Here is an 18623-nt window from a genome sequence, read left to right on the forward strand (position 1 = left end):
GATCTGGGTGGTCAAGGGCTTTTCTTTGCCCGCCATGCGACTGCTGACGATCTGATAGCTGGTATTGGCCGCCAATTGCAACAAAGGCCACAGCAAGGCAGCACCTGAATAAGCCGTGCCGCCGGGCCGCACGATGATGAGCGTGCCGGTAAATCCCAAGGCGACCAGCACCCAGCGCAGCGGGCTGACTCTCTGGCGCAGCCACAGGGCAGCGACCAAGGTCATGGCCAGCGGCGTCATGGCGACAATGGCTGTGAACTCTGCCAGAGGCAGGTAACGCAAACTCATCATGGCGCAGGCATTGCTCAGGCAAAACAACAGCGCTCTGACCAGCTGGAAGCGCCAGTGATCCGTGCAAAACACCTTCAGCCCATGGCGAAACAGGCCGTAACCCAGCGTCAGGCTGGTTTGCAGTGCATAACGCAGCCAGAGCGCCATCAACAGGGGAAGGGCAGCTCCCACATATTTGGCGCCGGCATCCAGCACGGAGAAGGATGCGCAGGCTCCCAACGTCAGAACAATGCCAAGCAAAGGTGTGGCGCTGCGCGATTCAGATATGGGCTTCAAGGCGTTCCGGCTTTGTTTCAGTGCTTTTCCTGCAGGCCAGCTCAGACCTGAGTGCAGGGCAATGGCCGTGATGGCAAAAAATGAGGAGTGGAGAGCAGGTGAGTAGCCGGCGGGAAGGCCTGCATCAATGCAGGCTGAGATTGGGCAGACAAACTGCACGAGCCGCGGGCTGTGCCATGGCATGCATGTAGCCAAGGCCCGATTGTAGATGTGGCCTGCAACAAAAAAGCCCGCAAGCAAGCGCTGCGGGCCTTTGGGGTGTCGCCTTGTTTACCAGGGCAGTGCGCGGCGGATTCTGGCCAGCTTTTCGGCTTGCTCTGGCGAGCTTTGCTTGGCCGTGCGCACAGCCTGGCGCGCAAATACAAACAGTAGCAAGATAAAGCCCGTCAGCACGGTTGCACCCACAGCGACCAGCGATTTCTTGGGTTTGATCGCCTGCTCGGGCAAGGTAGGCATCTGAACGATGTCATCGTTGTCCAGGCCTCCCAGGCGGCGTTCCATGTCCAGAATGGCGCGTTGCCGGGCACTATTAGCAGACAGTAGCTCGCCATAGAGGCGGCTGGTGGCTTCGGTCACAGCTTTGCCGGAAGCAATGGAGGCCGCTGTATCGTGCTCAAGCTTGGAGGCTTCCTGCAAACGGTTTTTTTCGCTTTCCAGCTGCTGCTCCAGCTGTTTTTTCTCCAGGCCGCGGGGCTTACTCAAGGGGAATAGTGCATCCAGCAAGGCTTGATTGAGCTTTTGGGCCGCTTCTGGTGATTTGGCCTGCGTCTGAATATTCAACAACTTGTCTTGCTTGCCTACGGTCACTGAAATTCGCTTGCTGAGCTTATTGATGATCTCCTCGGTGGTGAGGTGATCATCGAGCCCTGCCGTGGGAGCGATCTGGGTCAGCACGTCGGCCGACATGGCCAAGCTGGCCGCCACATTGGCGGTAAAGCCCGAGCTTCCAGTTTCGGCTTGCAGGGTCGAGCTGCTTTGGTAGGTCTTGGGAAGAGCAAAACTCACGCCCAAGGCAATGATGCCCACCAAGAGGGGGCCGAAAATCAGCAATTTCCAGTTTTCGACCAGGGTGAGCAGTAAATCGAGCAAATCCAGCTCATCGTCAGGGTGGTTCAATGTATCCATCTGGGGTGTTGTCGTGCTGGTCTGGCCAGCGGTGCTATTTTGCATCGTGGGAATCTATCACTGAACAAATGTAGGACGAAGACCGAATTTGCTAGTTTAGGTGAGCAGCCTGGCCGATTTCACCGCCATTTAACAGACCGGTGTCTTGCTGCGCTCCAGCAGCATGGAGTCCCCATAGCTGAAGAAACGGTAGTGCTGCGCAATCGCATGCCGATACAGGTCCATGATGTGCTCATAGCCGGCAAAAGCGCTGACCAGCATCATCAGCGTGCTTTTGGGCAGGTGAAAGTTGGTGATCAGCAGATCCACCACCTGATATTGAAAACCGGGGGTGATGAAGATCTTGGTATCGCCCGTGGTGTTGCCGAATTTGGCCCAGGACTCCAGCGTGCGCACCGTCGTGGTTCCCACGGCCACAATACGGCCGCCGCGTTGGCGGCAGCGTTCCATGGCGGCCAGGGTGGCGAGCGGCACGTCATACCACTCGCTGTGCATGGTGTGCTCGGCCAGGTTTTCGGTCTTGACGGGTTGGAAGGTGCCAGCACCCACGTGCAAGGTCACGCTGGCGCGCTCCACCCCCTTGGCTTGCAGGGCCGCGAGCACGGTTTCGTCAAAATGCAGGGCAGCCGTGGGCGCTGCCACGGCGCCTGGATGCGAGGCGAATACGGTCTGGTAGCGTTCGCTGTCTTCTTTCTCGTCAGGATCGTGCTCGGCGTTTTGCTGGCGCTCGATATAGGGCGGCAGGGGCAGATGGCCGAATTGCTCCAGCAGCTCATAGGGCGTCTCGCCATTGAGGCCTTTGAATGACAGATGGAACAGTTGACCGTTTTCATCGGGCCAGCGGCCCAGCAGCTGGGCTTCGAAGCCGCCATTCCTGAGCCCGCCGCACAGATGAATCTTGGCGCCGGGCAAGGGTTTTTTGCTCACGCGCATATGGGCTACGACTTCGTTGTTCTGCAGCACGCGTTCGACCAGCAGTTCAATCTTGCCGCCGCTGGCTTTTTCGCCAAAGACACGGGCCTTGATGACCTTGGTGTCGTTGAAGATCAGCAAATCGCCTGCCTGCAGCAGATCTGGCAGCTCGCGGAAGATGCGATCCGTGGGCGGTGTATTGCGGCCGTCGAGCAGGCGAGAAGCGCTGCGAATGGCGGTGGGGTGCTGGGCAATCAGCGCTTCGGGCAGATCAAAGTCGAAGTCGCTGAGGGTGAATTCACGAGAGCTAGAAGACATGCAGGGCTTGAGGGCCGAACCAGGCCCGTTCCAAGTTCAATCAAACAAGCCGGCAATTGTCTCAAATTGGCATAAGGGGCGCGGGCTTCAGGGATGAGCTGCCGTGATTTCAGGCTATGCCGCCACCAGTTCCCTGTGCGCTCCCGGGCTGCAAAGCCTTGGGCAGGGTACATGTCGGTCTGGATCACGAGCGCTGTCGCGATGCGATTTGAACTATTAGCCCTCTGCTATGCTGCCGGAACTGCTGTATATGCATACACTATTCGTGCCCGGCCGCCCGCATGCCGCTGCATGCGGGCGGCTGAACTGTACCGAGGAGTTCGCATTGCCTGAGACTGTCAATCCACCTGCTGCTAGCGCTGGCAAAGCGGCTACAGCTGCCAAGCCCGAGCGCGCTCGCAGCGCCAAGGTGCAGGCCGACGGTGCTGGTGCGGGCGAGCAGCCCAAGAAGGCGGCTCCCAGTCCGGCTCAGCAGGCGCTGCAAAAACTGGGGCTCAAACGCGATATCGACCTGGCCCTGCATCTGCCGCTGCGTTACGAGGACGAGACACGCATCACGCCGCTGAAAAATGCCCGGGATGGCGACACCGTGCAGATCGAGGCCACGGTGACGCATAACGAGATTCAGCTGCGGCCCCGGCGCATGCTCAAGGTCACGGTGGATGACGGCACGGGCGAGTGCGTGTTGACCTTTTTCAGCTTCTATCCTTCCCAGCAGAAAACCATGGCCGTGGGTACCCGGCTGCGCATACGAGGCGAGGTCAAGGGCGGCTTCTGGGGGCGGCAGATGATGCACCCGGCTTTTCGTGCAGCGGGAGGCGAGCTGCCCACGGCGCTGACTCCCGTCTATCCCACCACGGCCAGCCTGCCCCAGCCCTATCTGCGCCGCGCCATTGCCACGGCGCTGCTGCGGGCCGATCTGTCCGAGACACTGCCGCCGGGTGAACGCCCTCCGGTGGTGCAGACCTATGGTCAAAATGGCATACAGCCCTTGTTTGATCTGCGCCATGCGCTCATATTTTTGCATCATCCAACGCCCGATGTGGCACTGGCCACCCTGGAGGATCACAGTCATCCCGCCTGGCAGCGCCTGAAGGCCGAAGAGTTGCTGGCCCAGCAGCTGTCGCAATACGAGGCCAAACGCGAGCGCGCACGACTCAGGGCTCCGTTGCTGCGTGCGGCCAATGAGGCTGGCGATCTCACCGAGCAGTTTCTGGCCCAGCTGCCTTTTGGCCTGACCGGTGCCCAGCAACGCGTGGTGGCCGAAATCCGTGCCGACATGGAGCGCAGCGTTCCCATGCACCGTCTGCTGCAAGGCGATGTGGGTTCGGGCAAAACCGTGGTGGCCGCCCTGTCCGCCGTGGCTTGCATCGAAGCGGGCTGGCAGTGCGCGCTGATGGCGCCCACCGAGATTCTGGCCGAGCAGCACTTTGGCAAGCTGGTGGGCTGGCTGGAGCCCATTCTGGCCCCGCTGGGCAAGAAGGTGGCCTGGCTGGCCGGTGCGCAGAAAAAGAAAGAGCGCACGGCCATGCTGGCGCTGGTGGCAAGCGGCGAGGCGGCTTTGGTGGTCGGTACCCATGCCGTGATTCAGGACCAGGTGCAGTTCAAGAATCTGGCGCTGGCCGTGATTGACGAGCAGCACCGCTTTGGCGTGGCCCAGCGCCTGGCGCTGCGGCAAAAGCTGGCTGCTACCGGGCTTGAGCCGCATATGCTGATGATGAGTGCCACGCCCATTCCGCGCACCCTGGCCATGAGTTATTACGCCGATCTGGACGTCTCCACCATTGACGAGCTGCCACCCGGGCGCACGCCTATCGTCACCAAGCTGATCGCCGACAGCCGCAAGGACGAGGTGATTGAACGCATAGGCGCCCAGGTGTTCAGCGGCCGTCAGGTGTACTGGGTCTGCCCGCTGATCGAAGAAAGCGAGGCGCTGGACCTGTCCAATGCCACGGCCACGCATGCGTACCTGAGCGAGATGCTGCCCGGCGTCATGGTCGGCCTGCTGCATTCGCGCATGCCTGGGGCCGAGAAAAAAGCCGTGATGGAGCTGTTTTCCGCCGGTGTGATGGGAGTGCTGGTCTCCACCACCGTGATCGAAGTGGGGGTGGACGTGCCCAATGCCTCGCTGATGGTGATCGAGCACTCCGAGCGCTTCGGCCTGTCGCAGCTGCACCAGCTGCGCGGCCGGGTGGGGCGCGGTGCGGCGGCATCGGCCTGCGTGCTGCTGTACTCGGTCAACGATAACGGGCGGTTGTCCGATACCGGCAAGGAGCGCTTGCGCGCCATGGCCGAGACCAATGACGGCTTCGAGATTGCCAGACGCGATCTGGAAATCCGTGGCCCTGGCGAATTCCTGGGCGCTCGCCAGTCAGGCGCCGCCATGCTGCGCTTTGCCGATCTGGAGCTGGATGTGCTGCTGCTGGACTGGGCCAGAGAACTGGCTCCGCGCATGCTGGAGCGCTTTCCTGCACTGGCAGTGCGCCATGTCAGCCGCTGGCTGGGTGGCAAGGCCGAATATCTAAAGGCTTGACGTTCAGAATATTGTTTTAAAACGTAAGTATTTGATTCAATCCGGTTGCTTGCTATCGCCATAGATGCTCTGCATCAAGCATTTGTTGCTGCTATTTTTATTAAAAATCAACGGCTTGTGCAGGTCGCATCAACACGATGCGTGATTGATACAACGCATTTTCGAGCCGAAATGGGTGTGGCCGAATCATTCCATTTCAGTTTTAATAGCATTTGACTATTACAGGCCGGCCCGCAAGGATTGCGAAATCACTGAGCTTTCCCAGGCCCTCACCAAAGAGTTGCATGACCCTCACCGAATTGAAATACATCGTGGCCGTGGCCAGAGAAAAGCACTTTGGACGCGCTGCCGAAGCCTGTTACGTGTCTCAGCCCACCTTGTCCGTGGCGATCAAGAAGCTGGAAGAAGAGCTGGATCTCAAGCTGTTCGAGCGCAGCGCCGGCGAGGTGACCGTGACTTCGCTGGGCGAGGAAATCGTGCGCCAGGCGCAAAGCGTGCTGGAGCAGGCCAACGAGATCAAGGAAATCGCCAAGCGCGGCAAGGATCCGCTGTCCGGCGTTCTGACCCTGGGAGTGATTTACACGATCGGCCCCTATCTGCTGCCCGAGCTGGTGCGCAACTCCATTCGCAACACGCCCCAGATGCCGCTGATGCTGCAGGAAAACTTCACCATCAAGCTGCTGGAGATGCTGCGCACCGGTGAGATCGACTGCGCCATCATGGCCGAACCTTTCCCCGATACGGGTCTGGCCCTGGCACCGCTGTATGACGAGCCTTTCATGGCCGCCGTACCCAGCGGCCACCCGCTGGCGGAACGAGACAGCCTCTCGACCACGGATCTCAAGAACGAGACCATGTTGCTGCTGGGTGCCGGCCATTGCTTTCGCGATCACGTGCTGGAGGTCTGCCCCGAATTTGCCCGCTATGCCAGCAATTCCGAAGGCATTCGCCGCACTTTCGAAGGCTCGTCGCTGGAGACCATCAAGCACATGGTGGCTGCGGGCATGGGCGTGACCCTGGTGCCCCGCCTGTCCGTGCCAGCCGATGCGCTCAATAGCGAGCGCCGCCGCAAGTCCGACGAGCCCCATATCCGCTATCTGCCGATTCATGACGAAGACGGCATTACCCCGCCTTCGCGCCGCGTGGTGCTGGCCTGGCGCCGCAGCTTTACCCGCTATGAAGCGATTGCTGCGCTGCGCAATGCGGTGTACGCCTGTCCTTTGCCCGGCGTAACCCGCCTGACGGACTAAGCCGCGCCGCGCGTAGGCACCCAGGCCGCTATGCAGCGGCCTTTTTTATGCCTGTAGCGCCTGGCGCACAATAGATGCTGGCCGCATCCCACTCTTTTGCCATGACTTCTTCTCCCACTTCTCCTGCGCCCGTTGTTCGGCGCAGCCGCCTCTCGCTGTATCTGGACCTGATCCGCTTTAACCGCCCCGCCGGCTGGCTGGTGCTGGTCTGGCCCACGCTGGTGGCGCTGTGGGTGGCGGGTAATGGTTTTCCGGGCTGGCATCTGTTCATTGTCTTTGTGCTGGGCACGGTGCTGATGCGCAGCGCGGGCTGCACCATCAACGATATTGCCGACCGCGACTTCGACAAGCATGTGAAGCGCACCAAGCTGCGCCCCATCACCAGCGGCCAGGTCTCGGTCAAGGAAGCGGCCATGGTGGGCCTGGTGCTGACGCTGATCGCGTTCGCTCTGGTGCTCTCCACCCGCTGGGAGGCCGTGGCCTGGTCCGTGCCGGCCGTGCTGTTCACCATCATCTACCCATTCACCAAGCGTTTTTTTGCCATGCCCCAGGCTTTTCTGGGCATTGCGTTCAACTTCGGCATCCTGATCGCATTTGCTGCCGTGACGGGTGATGTGAGCGCCACGGCATGGACGCTGTGGCTGGCCAATATATTTCTGGTTCTGGCCTACGACACCGAATACGCCATGGTGGATCGTGACGACGACCTGAAGATCGGCATGAAGACCTCGGCCATCACCCTGGGCCGCTGGGATGTGGCCGCCATCATGGCGTTTTTTGCGCTGTGCTGGGGGCTGACGGCCTGGGTGCTGGCTCCGTATCAGCTGGGCTGGCCTTTCTGGCTGGGTATGGGCGTGGCGGCTGCGCAGATCGTCTGGCACTTCACGCTGATCAGGCACCGCACACGTGAGGGTTGTTTTGTGGCCTTTAGCAAAAGCCACTGGATAGGCGCCAGCATTTTTGCGGGCGTGTTGCTGGGCTTTGCGCTCAAGTAATCCTGTTTTGATAGCTGCTTGTGCTTTATCCAATTGGGCTTGACGGCTCAAAAGCATGAAAAAACCGGCCTAGGCCGGTTTTTTCATGTCGTCGCGGCCTCAGTGGCCGAACTCGGTCGCCAGTTCCTTGGCGCGGGCTTCGGCCTTGCGCATGGCGGCGATGAAGTGTTCGGGCAGCTTTTGTTCCTGCATATGGGTGATGGCGGCGTAGGTGGTGCCGCCCTTGCTGGTCACGCGCTGGCGCAGCACTTCGGCGCTCTCGGTGGAGCGGGCTGCCAGTTCCGCGCCGCCCTGGAAGGTGGCGACCGACAGCTTGTAGGCCTGTTCGGGGCTCAGGCCCATGTCCACGCCGGCCTGGGTCATGGCTTCCAGGAACAGAAACACATAGGCCGGGCCCGAGCCTGAGAGGGCGGTCACGGCATCCAGATGCTCCTCTTGGTTCACCCAGCTGATCTGGCCCGTGCTGCTGATCACCGCCTCGATCAGGGCCTTGCCGGCGGCTTCCACCTCGGGGCGGGCAAACAGTCCCGTCATGCCCTTGCCCACCAGCGCGGGCGTATTGGGCATGGCGCGCACGATGCGGCGGCTGCCGGTCCAGCTGGCAATGCTGTCGGTGTTGATGCCGGCGGCCACACTCAGATGCAGGGCGGCCTGGGTAAACGGGGCGGCTGCAGCGGCTGCATCCTTGAAGGTCTGGGGCTTGACGGCCCAGACCACCAGGCCGGCCGCTTGCAGTGCGGCCGTGGCTTCGGGCAGCGCTCTGATGCCGAAGTGGCTGTGCAGGGCGGTACGGGCCGCCTCAAAGGGCTCGACCACGATGATGTTGGCGGCAGGAACACCCTGAGCGATCAGGCCGCCAATGATGGCGCTGGCCATATTGCCACCGCCGATAAAGGCGATGGGAGGAAAGGTGGTGCTTGCGTTCTGGCTCATGGTCGGCTCACGGATGGCGAATGGAAGTGGATGATGACTATAAACCTGCGGCGCATCGGCCTGTGGCTTGGTCCTTCTCGTGCCGAAGCCACGGGCATGGACTGCGGTGTCGCAGATTGTTCACATTCATGACTTGTGCACATCACCCAAGCGTTTCTAAGATTCACGCGCAGTGCGCTCTGTGCCGCGTTGTGCGGCAGGGACTGCATTGCTCCAAGAGCGGGAGAACATCATGGCATCCAATGTCAAAAAATGGTCGGCAGAGTTTCTGGGGACTTTTTGGCTCACCTTCGGTGGCTGTGGCAGCGCGGTACTGGCCGCAGCGTTTCCCGAAGTAGGCATCGGCCTGCTGGGTGTGTCTCTGGCCTTCGGACTGACCGTGTTGACGGGGGCCTATGCCTTTGGTCCGGTCTCGGGCGGGCATTTCAACCCGGCGGTGTCGGTGGGGCTGATGGTGGCGGGCCGCTTCAAGGCGTCCGAGTTGCCGGGCTACATCATTGCCCAGGTGCTGGGCGCGATTGTTGCTGCCGGCGTGCTGTATGTGATCGCCACCGGCAAGGCCGGCGCCAATGTCACCGATCTGGCCACCAACGGTTTTGGCGAGCATTCGCCCGGCAAGTTCAACATGTTGGCCGCGCTGGTGACCGAGGTGGTGCTGACGGCCGTGTTCCTGCTGGTGATCCTGGGTTCGACCACCAAGAAGGCGGCGGCCGGTTTTGCCGGCATGAGCATAGGCCTGTGCCTGACGCTGATCCACCTGATCTCGATTCCCGTGACCAATACCTCGGTCAACCCCGCGCGCAGCACCGGCCCGGCCCTGTTTGGCCCGGCAATTGCAGTGGAGCAATTGTGGTTGTTCTGGCTGGCCCCCATCGTGGGCGCTATCATCGGCGCGCTGATCCACAAGGCCTTGCTGGGCGACGAGGAGTAAGCGCAATGCGGTTGCCCCGGCTTGGCTGGGGCAAAAAAGAAACGGGATGCGTGCTGGTGGCGCATCCCGTTTTTTTATGGGTTTTTGGGCTTTGGCCCTTTATGTATAAGCGCTAATAGCTCATCTATTTATAGTGATGTGGTTTGGCGCACGGCCAGCTCCCAGCGTTGCATCAGCTCGTCGGCGCGGGCTTTGTCCTGCGTGGGCATGAAGCGGCGTTCGGCCTTCCACAGGGCAGACAGCTCCTCGGTGCTCTGGTACACGCCGGTGGCCAAACCGGCCAGATAGGCGGCGCCCAGGGCCGTGGTTTCCACGCAGGCCGGGCGCACCACGGGAATGCCCAGCAGATCGGCTTGGAATTGCATCAGCAGATTGTTCACGCAGGCACCGCCGTCCACGCGCAACTCGCTGACCGGGCGGCCGCCATTGGCCACGGCATCGCGGCTCATGGCCAGCAGCAAGGCCGCGCTTTGGTAGGCAATCGATTCCAGCGCCGCGCGGGCGATGTGGGCAATCGTGGTGCCGCGCGTCAGGCCGGTGATGGTGCCGCGGGCATCGGGCTTCCAGTAGGGCGCGCCCAGGCCGGTAAAGGCGGGTACCATCATCACGCCGCCCGAATCGGGCACGCTTTCTGCCAGTTGTTGCACCTGACCGCTGTGCTCTATGGCTTGCAGGCCGTCGCGCAGCCACTGCACCACGGCGCCACCGACGAAGACGCTGCCTTCGAGCGCGAATTGCGGCTGGGTCGAGGCTTGTGCTGCCGAGGTGGTCAGCATGCCGTTGGCCGAGGTCTGGAACTGTCCGCCCGTATGCATGAGCATGAAACAGCCCGTGCCATAGGTGTTCTTGGCCATGCCGGCTTCAAAACAGCCCTGACCGAAGAGTGCGCTTTGCTGGTCGCCGGCCACGCCGCCAATGGCAATTTCGCCGCCCAGCACATGCTCCGCCGTCTTGCCGAAGTCGGCGGCCGAAGGCAGGACCTCGGGCAGCAGGCTCTTGGGAATATGCAGGGCAGCCAGCAGCTCTTCGTCCCACTGGTTGGTGTGGACGTTGAACAGCATGGTACGGCTGGCGTTGGAAACGTCGGTTACATGGCGCTTGCCGCCCGTCAGCTGCCAGATCAGCCAGCAATCCACGGTGCCGAAAGCCAATTCGCCGCGCTCGGCAGCCGCGCGGGCGCCGGGGACATGGTCCAGCAGCCATTGCAGCTTGGTGCCCGAGAAATAAGCGTCGATCAGCAGGCCGGTTTTTTGCTGGATGCTGTCGGCCAGGCCTGCGTCGCGCAAGGCGGCGCAAATGGGTTCTGCCCGACGGTCCTGCCAGACGATGGCGTGGTGAATCGGCTTGCCCGTGGCACGGTTCCAGACCACGGTGGTTTCGCGCTGGTTGGTAATGCCCACGGCGCGGATGTCGCGGGCGCCAAGACCGGCTTTGCTCAAGGCTTCCTTGGCCGTGGTCAGCTGGGTGCGCCAGATTTCCAGCGGGTCATGCTCCACCCAACCGGGCTGTGGATAAATCTGCGGCAGCTCCATTTGTGCCGAGGCCACCAGGCGGCCCTGGGCGTCAAACACAATGCTGCGGGAGCTGGAAGTGCCTTGGTCCAGGGCAAGCAGGTAAGTCGTCATGGCTTACTCGTTTTCTATTCAGTTATTCAGAGGCAGAACAAAGCGCGCCATCTCGGCTTGCTCCGTCCAGCCCTGTTGTTGATAAAAGCCGCGCTGATACGACGGGCGCTCTCGGTTGTTGACCAGCCAGATACGCTGGCAGCTGCGTTCGCGAGCCGCCTGGGTTGCGGCGTTGAGCAGGAGGGTGCCAGCGCCCAGGCCTCGTGCGCTATCGGCCACAAACAGCTCGCTGACATAGGCTTCCCAGCCTAGAAGAACGGCCGAAGGCAGCCAGTGAACGGCGCAGTAGCCGCAAAGGCCTTGGCTGGCATGCTCGGCCACCAGCAGCAGACTGGAGTGGGGCGCCGCAATCAGTGCTGCAACGGCCTGCAGGGCTTGCTCGTCCGTAGCTCGCTCGTGAGCCTTGAACCAGCCTACGCCTTTGAGCAGGGCGGCAATGGCTGCTGCATCCTGCGTCTGCGCGCTGAAGACTGTGATGGTGCTCATTGCGCGACTATGCACTGCACTTCGGCATCGCGCAGCAGCGCATCGAAGGGTGCGGGCGGCGGGGCGTCGGTGAACAAGCGGTCGATCTGGTTCAGGCGTGCCAGCTCCACCATGGCTTGGCGGCTGAATTTGCTGTGATCGGCGGCGAGCCAGACTTCGCGCGACTGGCCGATGATGGTTTGGGCTACCTTCACTTCGCGCAGATCAAAGTCGCGCAGGCTGCCGTCGGGCTCGATGGCCGAAATGCCGATCAAGGCAATATCGACCTTGAACTGGCGGATGAAGTCCACGGCGGCCTCGCCCACGATGCCGCGGTCGCGCGTGCGCACCAGACCACCGGCCACGATGACCTCGCAGTCGGCATTGCTGCTGAGGATGGCCGCCACGTTGAGGTTGTTGGTAATCACGCGCAGGCCGCGATGCTTGAGCAGGGCCTGGGCCACCGCCTCGGTGGTGGTGCCGATATTGAGAATCAGCGAGCAGTTGTTGGGAATGGCGTCGGCCACGGCGCGGGCGATGCGGGTCTTGCCTTCGGCGTGCATGACCTGACGCTGAGGATGAGCCAGATTCTCTACCGTGGCGCTGGGCACCCGCACCCCGCCGTGAAAGCGCACCAGCAAGCCGGCATCGGCCAGCTTCTGAATGTCTCGGCGCACGGTTTGCAGGGTGACTCCCAGCGTCTCCGCCAGTTGCTCCACCGAAGTGGACTGGCGGGCGCGGACTTCTTCGACAAGCTGCAATTGGCGGGGGTTGGAGTTCACGGCGTCAGATGGAGTAGGGTGAAAAAGTCCATGGGCGCAATACAGAGCCCAGGCGCGGCAGTGTGGAATGTAAACCGAAAACAAAGGAAGCAATTGGCCCCACGCCTGTTTGGCTTGGGATGCCGGCTGCACGCAGCTATTTCACAGGTGTTCGGCTGGGTCGTGCTGGAATTTCATGTCGCTTGCAGCCGTCTGCATTCGTTGCATCTGGCCTACATCTGCTGTGCGTGAAATGTGTTTAGTCATTAAGGCGCCGCAAGATACAGGCAAGGTGAAGCAGCCCAGGTTTTTGCATGGATAGTGGGTCTGTATCGAACTAAAACGAAAAGAAAAAACCAGAAACTATGTAGAAATTTGAAAAAAGAGCGAAAATCGCCGCTTCGTCAGTTCGATTGCGTGGTTTGCAGGTACTGGCTATAAGAACGCAGGGAGGCTGAAGCCGTCTTCGCGCCTGGGTTCTGGTGTTGTCGATGTTTTAAGAGGTGTCCATGTCTGCCGCTCCATCCCCCTTGTCCACTGCACGCGCAGATCTGCTCACGCGTCTGGCCCAGCTCGAAACCTATGATCTGGCCATCATTGGTGGCGGAGCGACAGGTCTGGGCGTGGCTGTGGACGCGGCCGCACGCGGTTTCAAGGTTGTGCTGCTGGAGTCCATGGACTTTGCAAAGGGAACCTCGTCGCGCGCCACAAAATTAGTGCATGGCGGTGTTCGCTATCTGGCCCAGGGCAATATCTCGCTGGTACGCGAGGCGCTGCACGAGCGCACCACGCTGTTGCACAACGCCCCCCACTTGGCCCAGCCCCTAGCCTTTGTGATGCCGTCCTACAAGTTGCTCGATACGCCGTTCTATGGCGTGGGCCTGAAGATGTATGACGCTCTGGCCGGCAAGGCGGGCCTGGGTTCCACGGAGTTTCTGTCTGCCGCCAAGACGGTGAAATACCTGCCGACGGTGCAGCAAAAAAGCCTCAAGGGCGGCGTGAAGTACTGGGATGGTCAGTTCGACGACGCGCGCCTGGCTCTGGCCCTAGCCCGTACAGCGGCCGCCAAGGGCGCTTTGCTGGTCAATTACTGCGCGGCCGAAACGCTGATCTATGAAGACAACAAGGTCGCCGGCGTGATCTGCAAAGACACGGAAAGCGGACGCAGCTTTACCGTACATGCCAAATGTGTGGTCAATGCCACGGGTCCCTGGGTGGACTTGTTTCGCCAGCAGGATGCCCAGGCCCAGGGCAAGCCCGTCAAGCCCATGGTGGCGCCCAGCCAGGGCGTGCACGTGGTGGTGGACAGGGATTTCCTGCCTTCGGATCATGCTCTGCTGATACCCAAGACCGCCGATGGCCGCGTGCTGTTTGCCGTGCCATGGCTGGGCAAGGTCATTTTGGGAACGACGGACACACCGCGCCACGATCTGGCGCGCGAGCCGCTGCCTTTCCCTCAGGAGCTGGACTTCATTCTTTCCGAGGCCGGCAAATATCTGAACCGCCAGCCCACGCTGGCCGATGTGCGCAGCATGTGGGTGGGTCTGCGTCCCCTGGTCAAGCCCCAGGATGACGATGGCGCGAACACCAAGAAGATCAGCCGTGAGCACACCGTTATGTCCAGCAAGACCGGCTTGGTGACGGTGACTGGCGGCAAGTGGACCACCTACCGTGCCATGGCCGAGGACGTGCTGACCGAGTGCTTCGACATCGGCCGCCTGCCCAGTCGCCCCGCTGGCGTGACCGTGCACCTGCCTCTAATGGGTGCTCCGGCGCAAGCGCAAGTCAAGCACCGCATGAATCAGACCCAGGGCGTGCACTCCTATGGCACCGAAGGCGCTACCGTCCAGGCCTTGCCGGGTGCGGACGTCTGGCTGACTGAAGGTCTGTCCGAAGCCATGGTGCGCTTTGCCGCCCGTTATGAATACGCCCGTACGGTGGAGGACATGCTGGCGCGCCGCAGCCGTCTGCTTTTCCTGGATGCCCGCAAGGCCGCCGAGGTGGCGCCGCGCGTGGCGGCCATCCTGAACGAGGAGCTGGAGTGCGATGCCCAGCTCGACGACTTCCTGGTTCTGGCCAAGCAGTATCTGCCAGCAGTCTGAAGCGGATAAGCCGTTAGAAAAACGCCAGAGCCCAGGTTCTGGCGTTTTTGTTTGTGCCAAAAGCCCACATTGCGGCCCATGGGAATAAGCGGGGCGTGGATGACTTTGGCGATCAGTTTGGGTGATTTGGAAGTGATAAATATCCATTGATATCAATAATTTGATTGCGATTTAAGCTATTGTTTTAGGAGTTGCTGGGGCGGCTGTGTTGCAAGGCGCGCTGGCTTCGTGCATTTGAGGTGTCTTTGTTGGCTAAGCGCTTGACGCGAAACGGGATTCCTGCGACAATCTATGGCTTCACATGTAAAAACTGTGAAGTGTTCTGCCCAGTGGAAGCCTTTCGGAATGGTCCGAGAGGTGGACGACGGGCCCAAGACTGACTGGCTGCTCTTGATCGGCCCTTGAGAAGACTCTGGGGCTGTCGGGCGTTGCTGGAGCAAGTTGGGAATATTGAAATGATCCAAACAGAATCTCGGTTAGAGGTTGCCGACAACACCGGCGCGAAGTCTGTCCAGTGCATTAAGGTACTGGGCGGTTCTCATCGCCGCTATGCAAGTGTTGGCGACATCATCAAGGTGAGCATCAAGGAAGCAGCACCCCGTGGCCGCGTCAAAAAAGGCGAGGTTTACAGTGCTGTGGTGGTGCGTACCGCTAAGGGCATCCGTCGTGCAGACGGTTCGCTCGTGAAGTTCGACGGCAATGCCGCAGTTCTTCTGAACGCTAAGCTGGAGCCTATCGGCACCCGCATCTTTGGCCCCGTGACTCGTGAACTGCGTACTGAAAAGTTCATGAAGATCGTGTCGCTGGCCCCTGAAGTTCTCTAAAGGAATAGCACCATGAACAAGATTCGCAAGGGCGACGAAGTTATCGTGCTGACCGGCCGTGACAAGGGCAAGCGTGGCGTGGTTTCTCTGCGCAAGGATGACTCCCACGTTATCGTGGACGGTATCAACCTGGTCAAGAAGCACACCAAGCCAAACCCCATGAAGGGCACCACCGGCGGCATCGTGGAAAAGGCTATGCCTATCCACCAATCCAACGTGGCTATCTTCAATGCAGCGACTGGCAAGGCCGATCGCGTGGGCATCAAGGTGAACGCCGATGGCGCACGTGTTCGCGTGTTCAAGTCCAATGGCGCTGAAATCGCCGCCTAAGGAGTAACACATGGCACGACTGCAAAAACTCTATCGCGAAAAGATCGCGGCTGAACTGAAGGAAAAGTTCGGCTACACCTCCGCTATGGAAGTGCCCCGCCTGACCAAGATCACCCTGAACATGGGTGTGAGCGAAGCCGTGGCCGACAAGAAGGTGATGGACAACGCCGTGGCTGACCTGACCAAGATTGCTGGTCAGAAGCCTGTGGTGACCAAGGCCAAGAAGGCTATCGCTGGTTTCAAGATCCGTGAAGGCCAAGCCATTGGCTGCATGGTGACCCTGCGTGGCGTTCAGATGTACGAATTCCTGGACCGTTTCGTTACCGTGGCTCTGCCCCGCGTGCGTGACTTCCGTGGTATCTCCGGCCGTTCGTTCGATGGCCGCGGCAACTACAACGTTGGCGTCAAAGAACAGATCATCTTCCCTGAAATCGAATACGACAAAGTGGATGCTCTGCGTGGTCTGAACATCAGCATCACGACATCGGCAAAGAACGACGAAGAGTGCAAGGCACTGCTCGCAGCGTTCAAGTTCCCCTTCAAGAACTGAGGTAGCGCATGGCTAAAGTAGCATTGATCCAGCGCGAACTGAAGCGCGAAAAGCTGGCAGCCAAGTACGCTGCCAAGTACGCAGAACTGAAGGCAATCGCCGGCGACGCAAAGCGTTCCGACGAAGAGCGCGACGCTGCACGTCTGGGCCTGCAAAAGCTGCCCCGTAACGCGAACCCCACTCGCCAACGCAACCGTTGCGAAATCACCGGTCGTCCTCGTGGCACATTCCGTCAATTCGGTCTGGGCCGCGCCAAAGTGCGTGAATTGGCCTTTGCAGGTGATATCCCCGGTATCACCAAGGCCAGCTGGTAAGCAAGCAGGAGAGATTAAACATGAGCATGAGTGATCCCATCGCTGACTTGCTGACCCGCATCCGCAACGCACAAATGGTCTCCAAGGCCACCGTGTCGGCTCCTTCCTCTAAGGTCAAGGTTGCCATCGCACAAGTGCTGAAGGATGAAGGCTATATCGACGGTTTCCAAGTGAAGACCGAAGACGGCAAGTCCGAACTCGAAATTACCCTGAAGTACTACGCCGGTCGCGCTGTGATCGAACGTATCGAGCGCGTTAGCCGCCCCGGCCTGCGCGTTTACAAGGGTCGTAACGCAATTCCTCAGGTCCAAAACGGCCTGGGCGTGGCCATCGTCACCACTCCTCAAGGTGTGATGACTGATCGCAAAGCACGTGCTACCGGTGTCGGCGGCGAAGTGCTGTGCTATGTGGCCTAACGGACATTAAGGAGAAATACTGAAATGTCTCGCGTAGCAAAAGCTATTGTGACCATCCCCGCTGGCGTGGATGTGTCTATCAACGCTGACTCCATCAAGGTCAAGGGCAAGGGCGGCGATCTGTCCCTGGTTCTGAACGCTCTGGTGGCCATCAGCAACAACGACGGCAAGCTGTCGTTCGCACCTTCCAATGATTCCCGTGAAGCTGACGCTCTGGCCGGTACTTTCCGCCAGCTGGTCAACAACATGGTCAAGGGTGTGACCGAGGGCTTTGAGAAGAAGCTGACGCTGATTGGCGTGGGCTATAAGGCTGCTGCATCGGGTTCCAAGCTGAACCTGGCAGTGGGCTACTCTCACCCCGTTAACTTCGAGATGCCTGCCGGCATCACCGTTGCTACCCCCACTCCGACTGAAATCGTGATCAAGGGTGCTGACCGCCAAGTGGTGGGTCAGCTGGCTGCTGAGATCCGCGCCGTTCGTCCTCCCGAGCCTTACAAGGGCAAGGGCATTCGCTATGCGAATGAGAAGGTCGTGATCAAAGAGACCAAGAAGAAGTAAGGAGCTGCATTATGTTGACCAAGAAAGAGCAGCGTCTGCGCCGTTCGCGTCAAACACGTATCCGCATTGCACAGCAAGGCGTGGCGCGTTTGAGCGTGAACCGCACGAACCTCCACATCTACGCCTCCGTGGTTTCGGAAGACGGCACCAAGGTGCTGGCTTCGGCTTCCACTGCAGAAGCCGAAGTGCGCGCCCAAATCGGCGCCGCTGGCAAGGGTGGCAACGTGGCAGCCGCCACACTGATCGGCAAGCGTATTGCTGAAAAGGCGAAGGCTGCTGGCGTTGAGAAAGTCGCTTTCGACCGCGCCGGTTTTGCATACCACGGCCGCGTGAAGGCTTTGGCAGAGGCCGCTCGCGAAGCGGGCCTGCAGTTCTAAGCGGAGCGGATTGAAAATGGCAAAGTTTTCCCCCAAAGTGCAAGACCAAGGCAATGACGACGGTCTGCGCGAAAAAATGATCGCGGTTAACCGCGTCACCAAGGTTGTGAAGGGTGGTCGTATTCTCGGCTTCGCTGCACTGACCGTGGTTGGCGACGGTGACGGCCGCGTTGGCATGGGTAAGGGCAAGTCCAAGGAAGTGCCTGCTGCCGTGCAAAAAGCGATGGAAGAATGCCGTCGCAACCTGATGAAGGTTTCGCTCAAGAGCGGAACCATTCACCACTCGGTGAAGGGTCATCACGGCGCAGCACTCGTGGAGTTGCATCCAGCTCCCAAGGGTACCGGCATTATTGCTGGCGGCCCAATGCGTGCTGTTTTTGAAGTGGTGGGTATCACCGACATCGTGGCCAAGAGCCACGGTTCCTCGAACCCCTACAACATGGTCCGCGCAACTTTCGACGCTTTGAAGAACTCCACAACCCCCTCGGAAGTGGCAGCAAAGCGTGGCAAGTCGATCGAAGACATCTTCGCGGCCTGATCGGAGTCAAGAACATGACAACGCAACAAACCGTCAAGGTGCAACTGGTGCGCAGCCCTATTGGCACCAAAGAATCGCACCGCGCTACCGTTCGTGGCCTGGGCCTGCGTAAGCTGAACAGCATCAGCGAACTGCAGGACTCGCCCGAAGTGCGCGGCATGATCAACAAGATCAGCTATCTGGTCAAGGTCCTCTGAAA

21 protein-coding genes are annotated in these 18623 nt (G+C 60.3%); 14 read left to right on the plus strand and 7 right to left on the minus strand.

What is annotated here, in order from left to right; translation table 11 throughout:
* From ACNAZA_RS05125 to queA, 3 genes are all read right to left on the minus strand, one after another.
* A partial coding sequence (locus tag ACNAZA_RS05125) for a DMT family transporter (RefSeq protein WP_415795387.1) occupies positions 1-567 on the minus strand: 567 nt, incomplete at its 3' end.
* Between the two features lie 270 nt (positions 568-837).
* The gene (locus ACNAZA_RS05130; protein ID WP_415795389.1) at positions 838-1737 is read right to left on the minus strand and encodes a Wzz/FepE/Etk N-terminal domain-containing protein; all 900 of its coding nucleotides are present in this window, start codon (positions 1735-1737) and stop codon (positions 838-840) included.
* Between the two features lie 84 nt (positions 1738-1821).
* Entirely contained in the window at positions 1822-2922 is a 1101-nt protein-coding gene (gene queA, locus ACNAZA_RS05135; protein ID WP_415795391.1) for a tRNA preQ1(34) S-adenosylmethionine ribosyltransferase-isomerase QueA, read from the minus strand.
* Positions 2923-3172: 250 nt separating this feature from the next.
* Between queA and recG the strand changes: the two genes are divergently transcribed.
* The 3 genes from recG to ubiA all read left to right on the plus strand — a co-directional run bounded on the left by recG (position 3173) and on the right by ubiA (position 7700).
* Entirely contained in the window at positions 3173-5455 is a 2283-nt protein-coding gene (gene recG / locus ACNAZA_RS05140) for an ATP-dependent DNA helicase RecG (protein WP_415795392.1), read from the plus strand.
* A gap of 284 nt (positions 5456-5739) precedes the next feature.
* Positions 5740-6705: a LysR substrate-binding domain-containing protein gene (locus ACNAZA_RS05145; RefSeq protein WP_120971772.1), complete on the plus strand. Its 966-nt coding sequence runs from the start codon at positions 5740-5742 to the stop codon at positions 6703-6705.
* Between the two features lie 101 nt (positions 6706-6806).
* Entirely contained in the window at positions 6807-7700 is an 894-nt protein-coding gene (gene ubiA, locus ACNAZA_RS05150) for a 4-hydroxybenzoate octaprenyltransferase (RefSeq protein ID WP_415795393.1), read from the plus strand.
* A 99-nt stretch (positions 7701-7799) separates the two neighbouring features.
* On the opposite strand, the gene proC is transcribed toward ubiA, so the two are convergent.
* Positions 7800-8633 carry a pyrroline-5-carboxylate reductase gene (gene proC / locus ACNAZA_RS05155; RefSeq protein ID WP_415795395.1) on the minus strand — a complete coding sequence of 278 codons (834 nt, stop codon included), beginning with the start codon at positions 8631-8633 and terminating at the stop codon, positions 7800-7802.
* Positions 8634-8865: 232 nt separating this feature from the next.
* Here proC and aqpZ point away from each other — a divergent pair, with 232 nt between their 5' ends.
* Positions 8866-9564 carry an aquaporin Z gene (gene aqpZ / locus ACNAZA_RS05160; protein WP_120971770.1) on the plus strand — a complete coding sequence of 233 codons (699 nt, stop codon included), beginning with the start codon at positions 8866-8868 and terminating at the stop codon, positions 9562-9564.
* A gap of 128 nt (positions 9565-9692) precedes the next feature.
* Here aqpZ and glpK read toward each other — a convergent pair whose 3' ends face one another.
* The 3 genes from glpK to ACNAZA_RS05175 are packed head-to-tail and all read right to left on the minus strand — an operon-like array spanning position 9693 to position 12436.
* Positions 9693-11189, minus strand: coding sequence for a glycerol kinase GlpK (gene glpK / locus ACNAZA_RS05165; RefSeq protein ID WP_415795396.1), 1497 nt, complete (start codon positions 11187-11189; stop codon positions 9693-9695).
* A gap of 18 nt (positions 11190-11207) precedes the next feature.
* Positions 11208-11675: a GNAT family N-acetyltransferase gene (locus tag ACNAZA_RS05170; protein WP_415795397.1), complete on the minus strand. Its 468-nt coding sequence runs from the start codon at positions 11673-11675 to the stop codon at positions 11208-11210.
* On the minus strand, positions 11672-12436 hold the full coding sequence (locus ACNAZA_RS05175; protein WP_120971767.1) for a DeoR/GlpR family DNA-binding transcription regulator: 765 nt from the start codon (positions 12434-12436) through the stop codon (positions 11672-11674). Before ACNAZA_RS05175 ends, ACNAZA_RS05170 begins: the two co-directional genes overlap by 4 nt.
* A 488-nt stretch (positions 12437-12924) precedes the next feature.
* Between ACNAZA_RS05175 and ACNAZA_RS05180 the strand changes: the two genes are divergently transcribed.
* From ACNAZA_RS05180 to rpmD, 10 genes are all read left to right on the plus strand, one after another.
* Positions 12925-14517 (plus strand): glycerol-3-phosphate dehydrogenase/oxidase, encoded by a 1593-nt coding sequence (locus ACNAZA_RS05180; RefSeq protein ID WP_415795398.1) that lies wholly within the window; start codon positions 12925-12927, stop codon positions 14515-14517.
* 455 nt (positions 14518-14972) lie between these two features.
* Positions 14973-15341 (plus strand): 50S ribosomal protein L14, encoded by a 369-nt coding sequence (gene rplN, locus ACNAZA_RS05185; protein WP_120971765.1) that lies wholly within the window; start codon positions 14973-14975, stop codon positions 15339-15341.
* Between the two features lie 12 nt (positions 15342-15353).
* A complete protein-coding gene (gene rplX / locus ACNAZA_RS05190; protein ID WP_120971764.1) occupies positions 15354-15671 on the plus strand; it encodes a 50S ribosomal protein L24 in 318 nt (105 codons plus the stop codon).
* Positions 15672-15681: 10 nt separating this feature from the next.
* Positions 15682-16221, plus strand: coding sequence for a 50S ribosomal protein L5 (gene rplE / locus ACNAZA_RS05195; RefSeq protein WP_066541321.1), 540 nt, complete (start codon positions 15682-15684; stop codon positions 16219-16221).
* An 8-nt stretch (positions 16222-16229) separates the two neighbouring features.
* Entirely contained in the window at positions 16230-16535 is a 306-nt protein-coding gene (gene rpsN, locus ACNAZA_RS05200; RefSeq protein ID WP_120971763.1) for a 30S ribosomal protein S14, read from the plus strand.
* Positions 16536-16555: 20 nt separating this feature from the next.
* Entirely contained in the window at positions 16556-16951 is a 396-nt protein-coding gene (gene rpsH, locus ACNAZA_RS05205; protein ID WP_120971762.1) for a 30S ribosomal protein S8, read from the plus strand.
* A 24-nt stretch (positions 16952-16975) separates the two neighbouring features.
* Complete coding sequence (rplF, locus tag ACNAZA_RS05210; protein WP_120971761.1) at positions 16976-17509, plus strand: 50S ribosomal protein L6; 534 nt, start codon at positions 16976-16978, stop codon at positions 17507-17509.
* 11 nt (positions 17510-17520) lie between these two features.
* Complete coding sequence (rplR, locus tag ACNAZA_RS05215) at positions 17521-17886, plus strand: 50S ribosomal protein L18 (RefSeq protein WP_099735459.1); 366 nt, start codon at positions 17521-17523, stop codon at positions 17884-17886.
* 16 nt (positions 17887-17902) lie between these two features.
* Complete coding sequence (rpsE, locus tag ACNAZA_RS05220) at positions 17903-18424, plus strand: 30S ribosomal protein S5 (protein ID WP_415795399.1); 522 nt, start codon at positions 17903-17905, stop codon at positions 18422-18424.
* 14 nt (positions 18425-18438) lie between these two features.
* On the plus strand, positions 18439-18621 hold the full coding sequence (gene rpmD / locus ACNAZA_RS05225; protein WP_120971759.1) for a 50S ribosomal protein L30: 183 nt from the start codon (positions 18439-18441) through the stop codon (positions 18619-18621).
* Positions 18622-18623 lie beyond the last annotated feature (2 nt).

The organism is Comamonas aquatilis, from assembly GCF_965139575.1.
GTDB classification, from domain to species: domain Bacteria; phylum Pseudomonadota; class Gammaproteobacteria; order Burkholderiales; family Burkholderiaceae_C; genus Comamonas; species Comamonas aquatilis.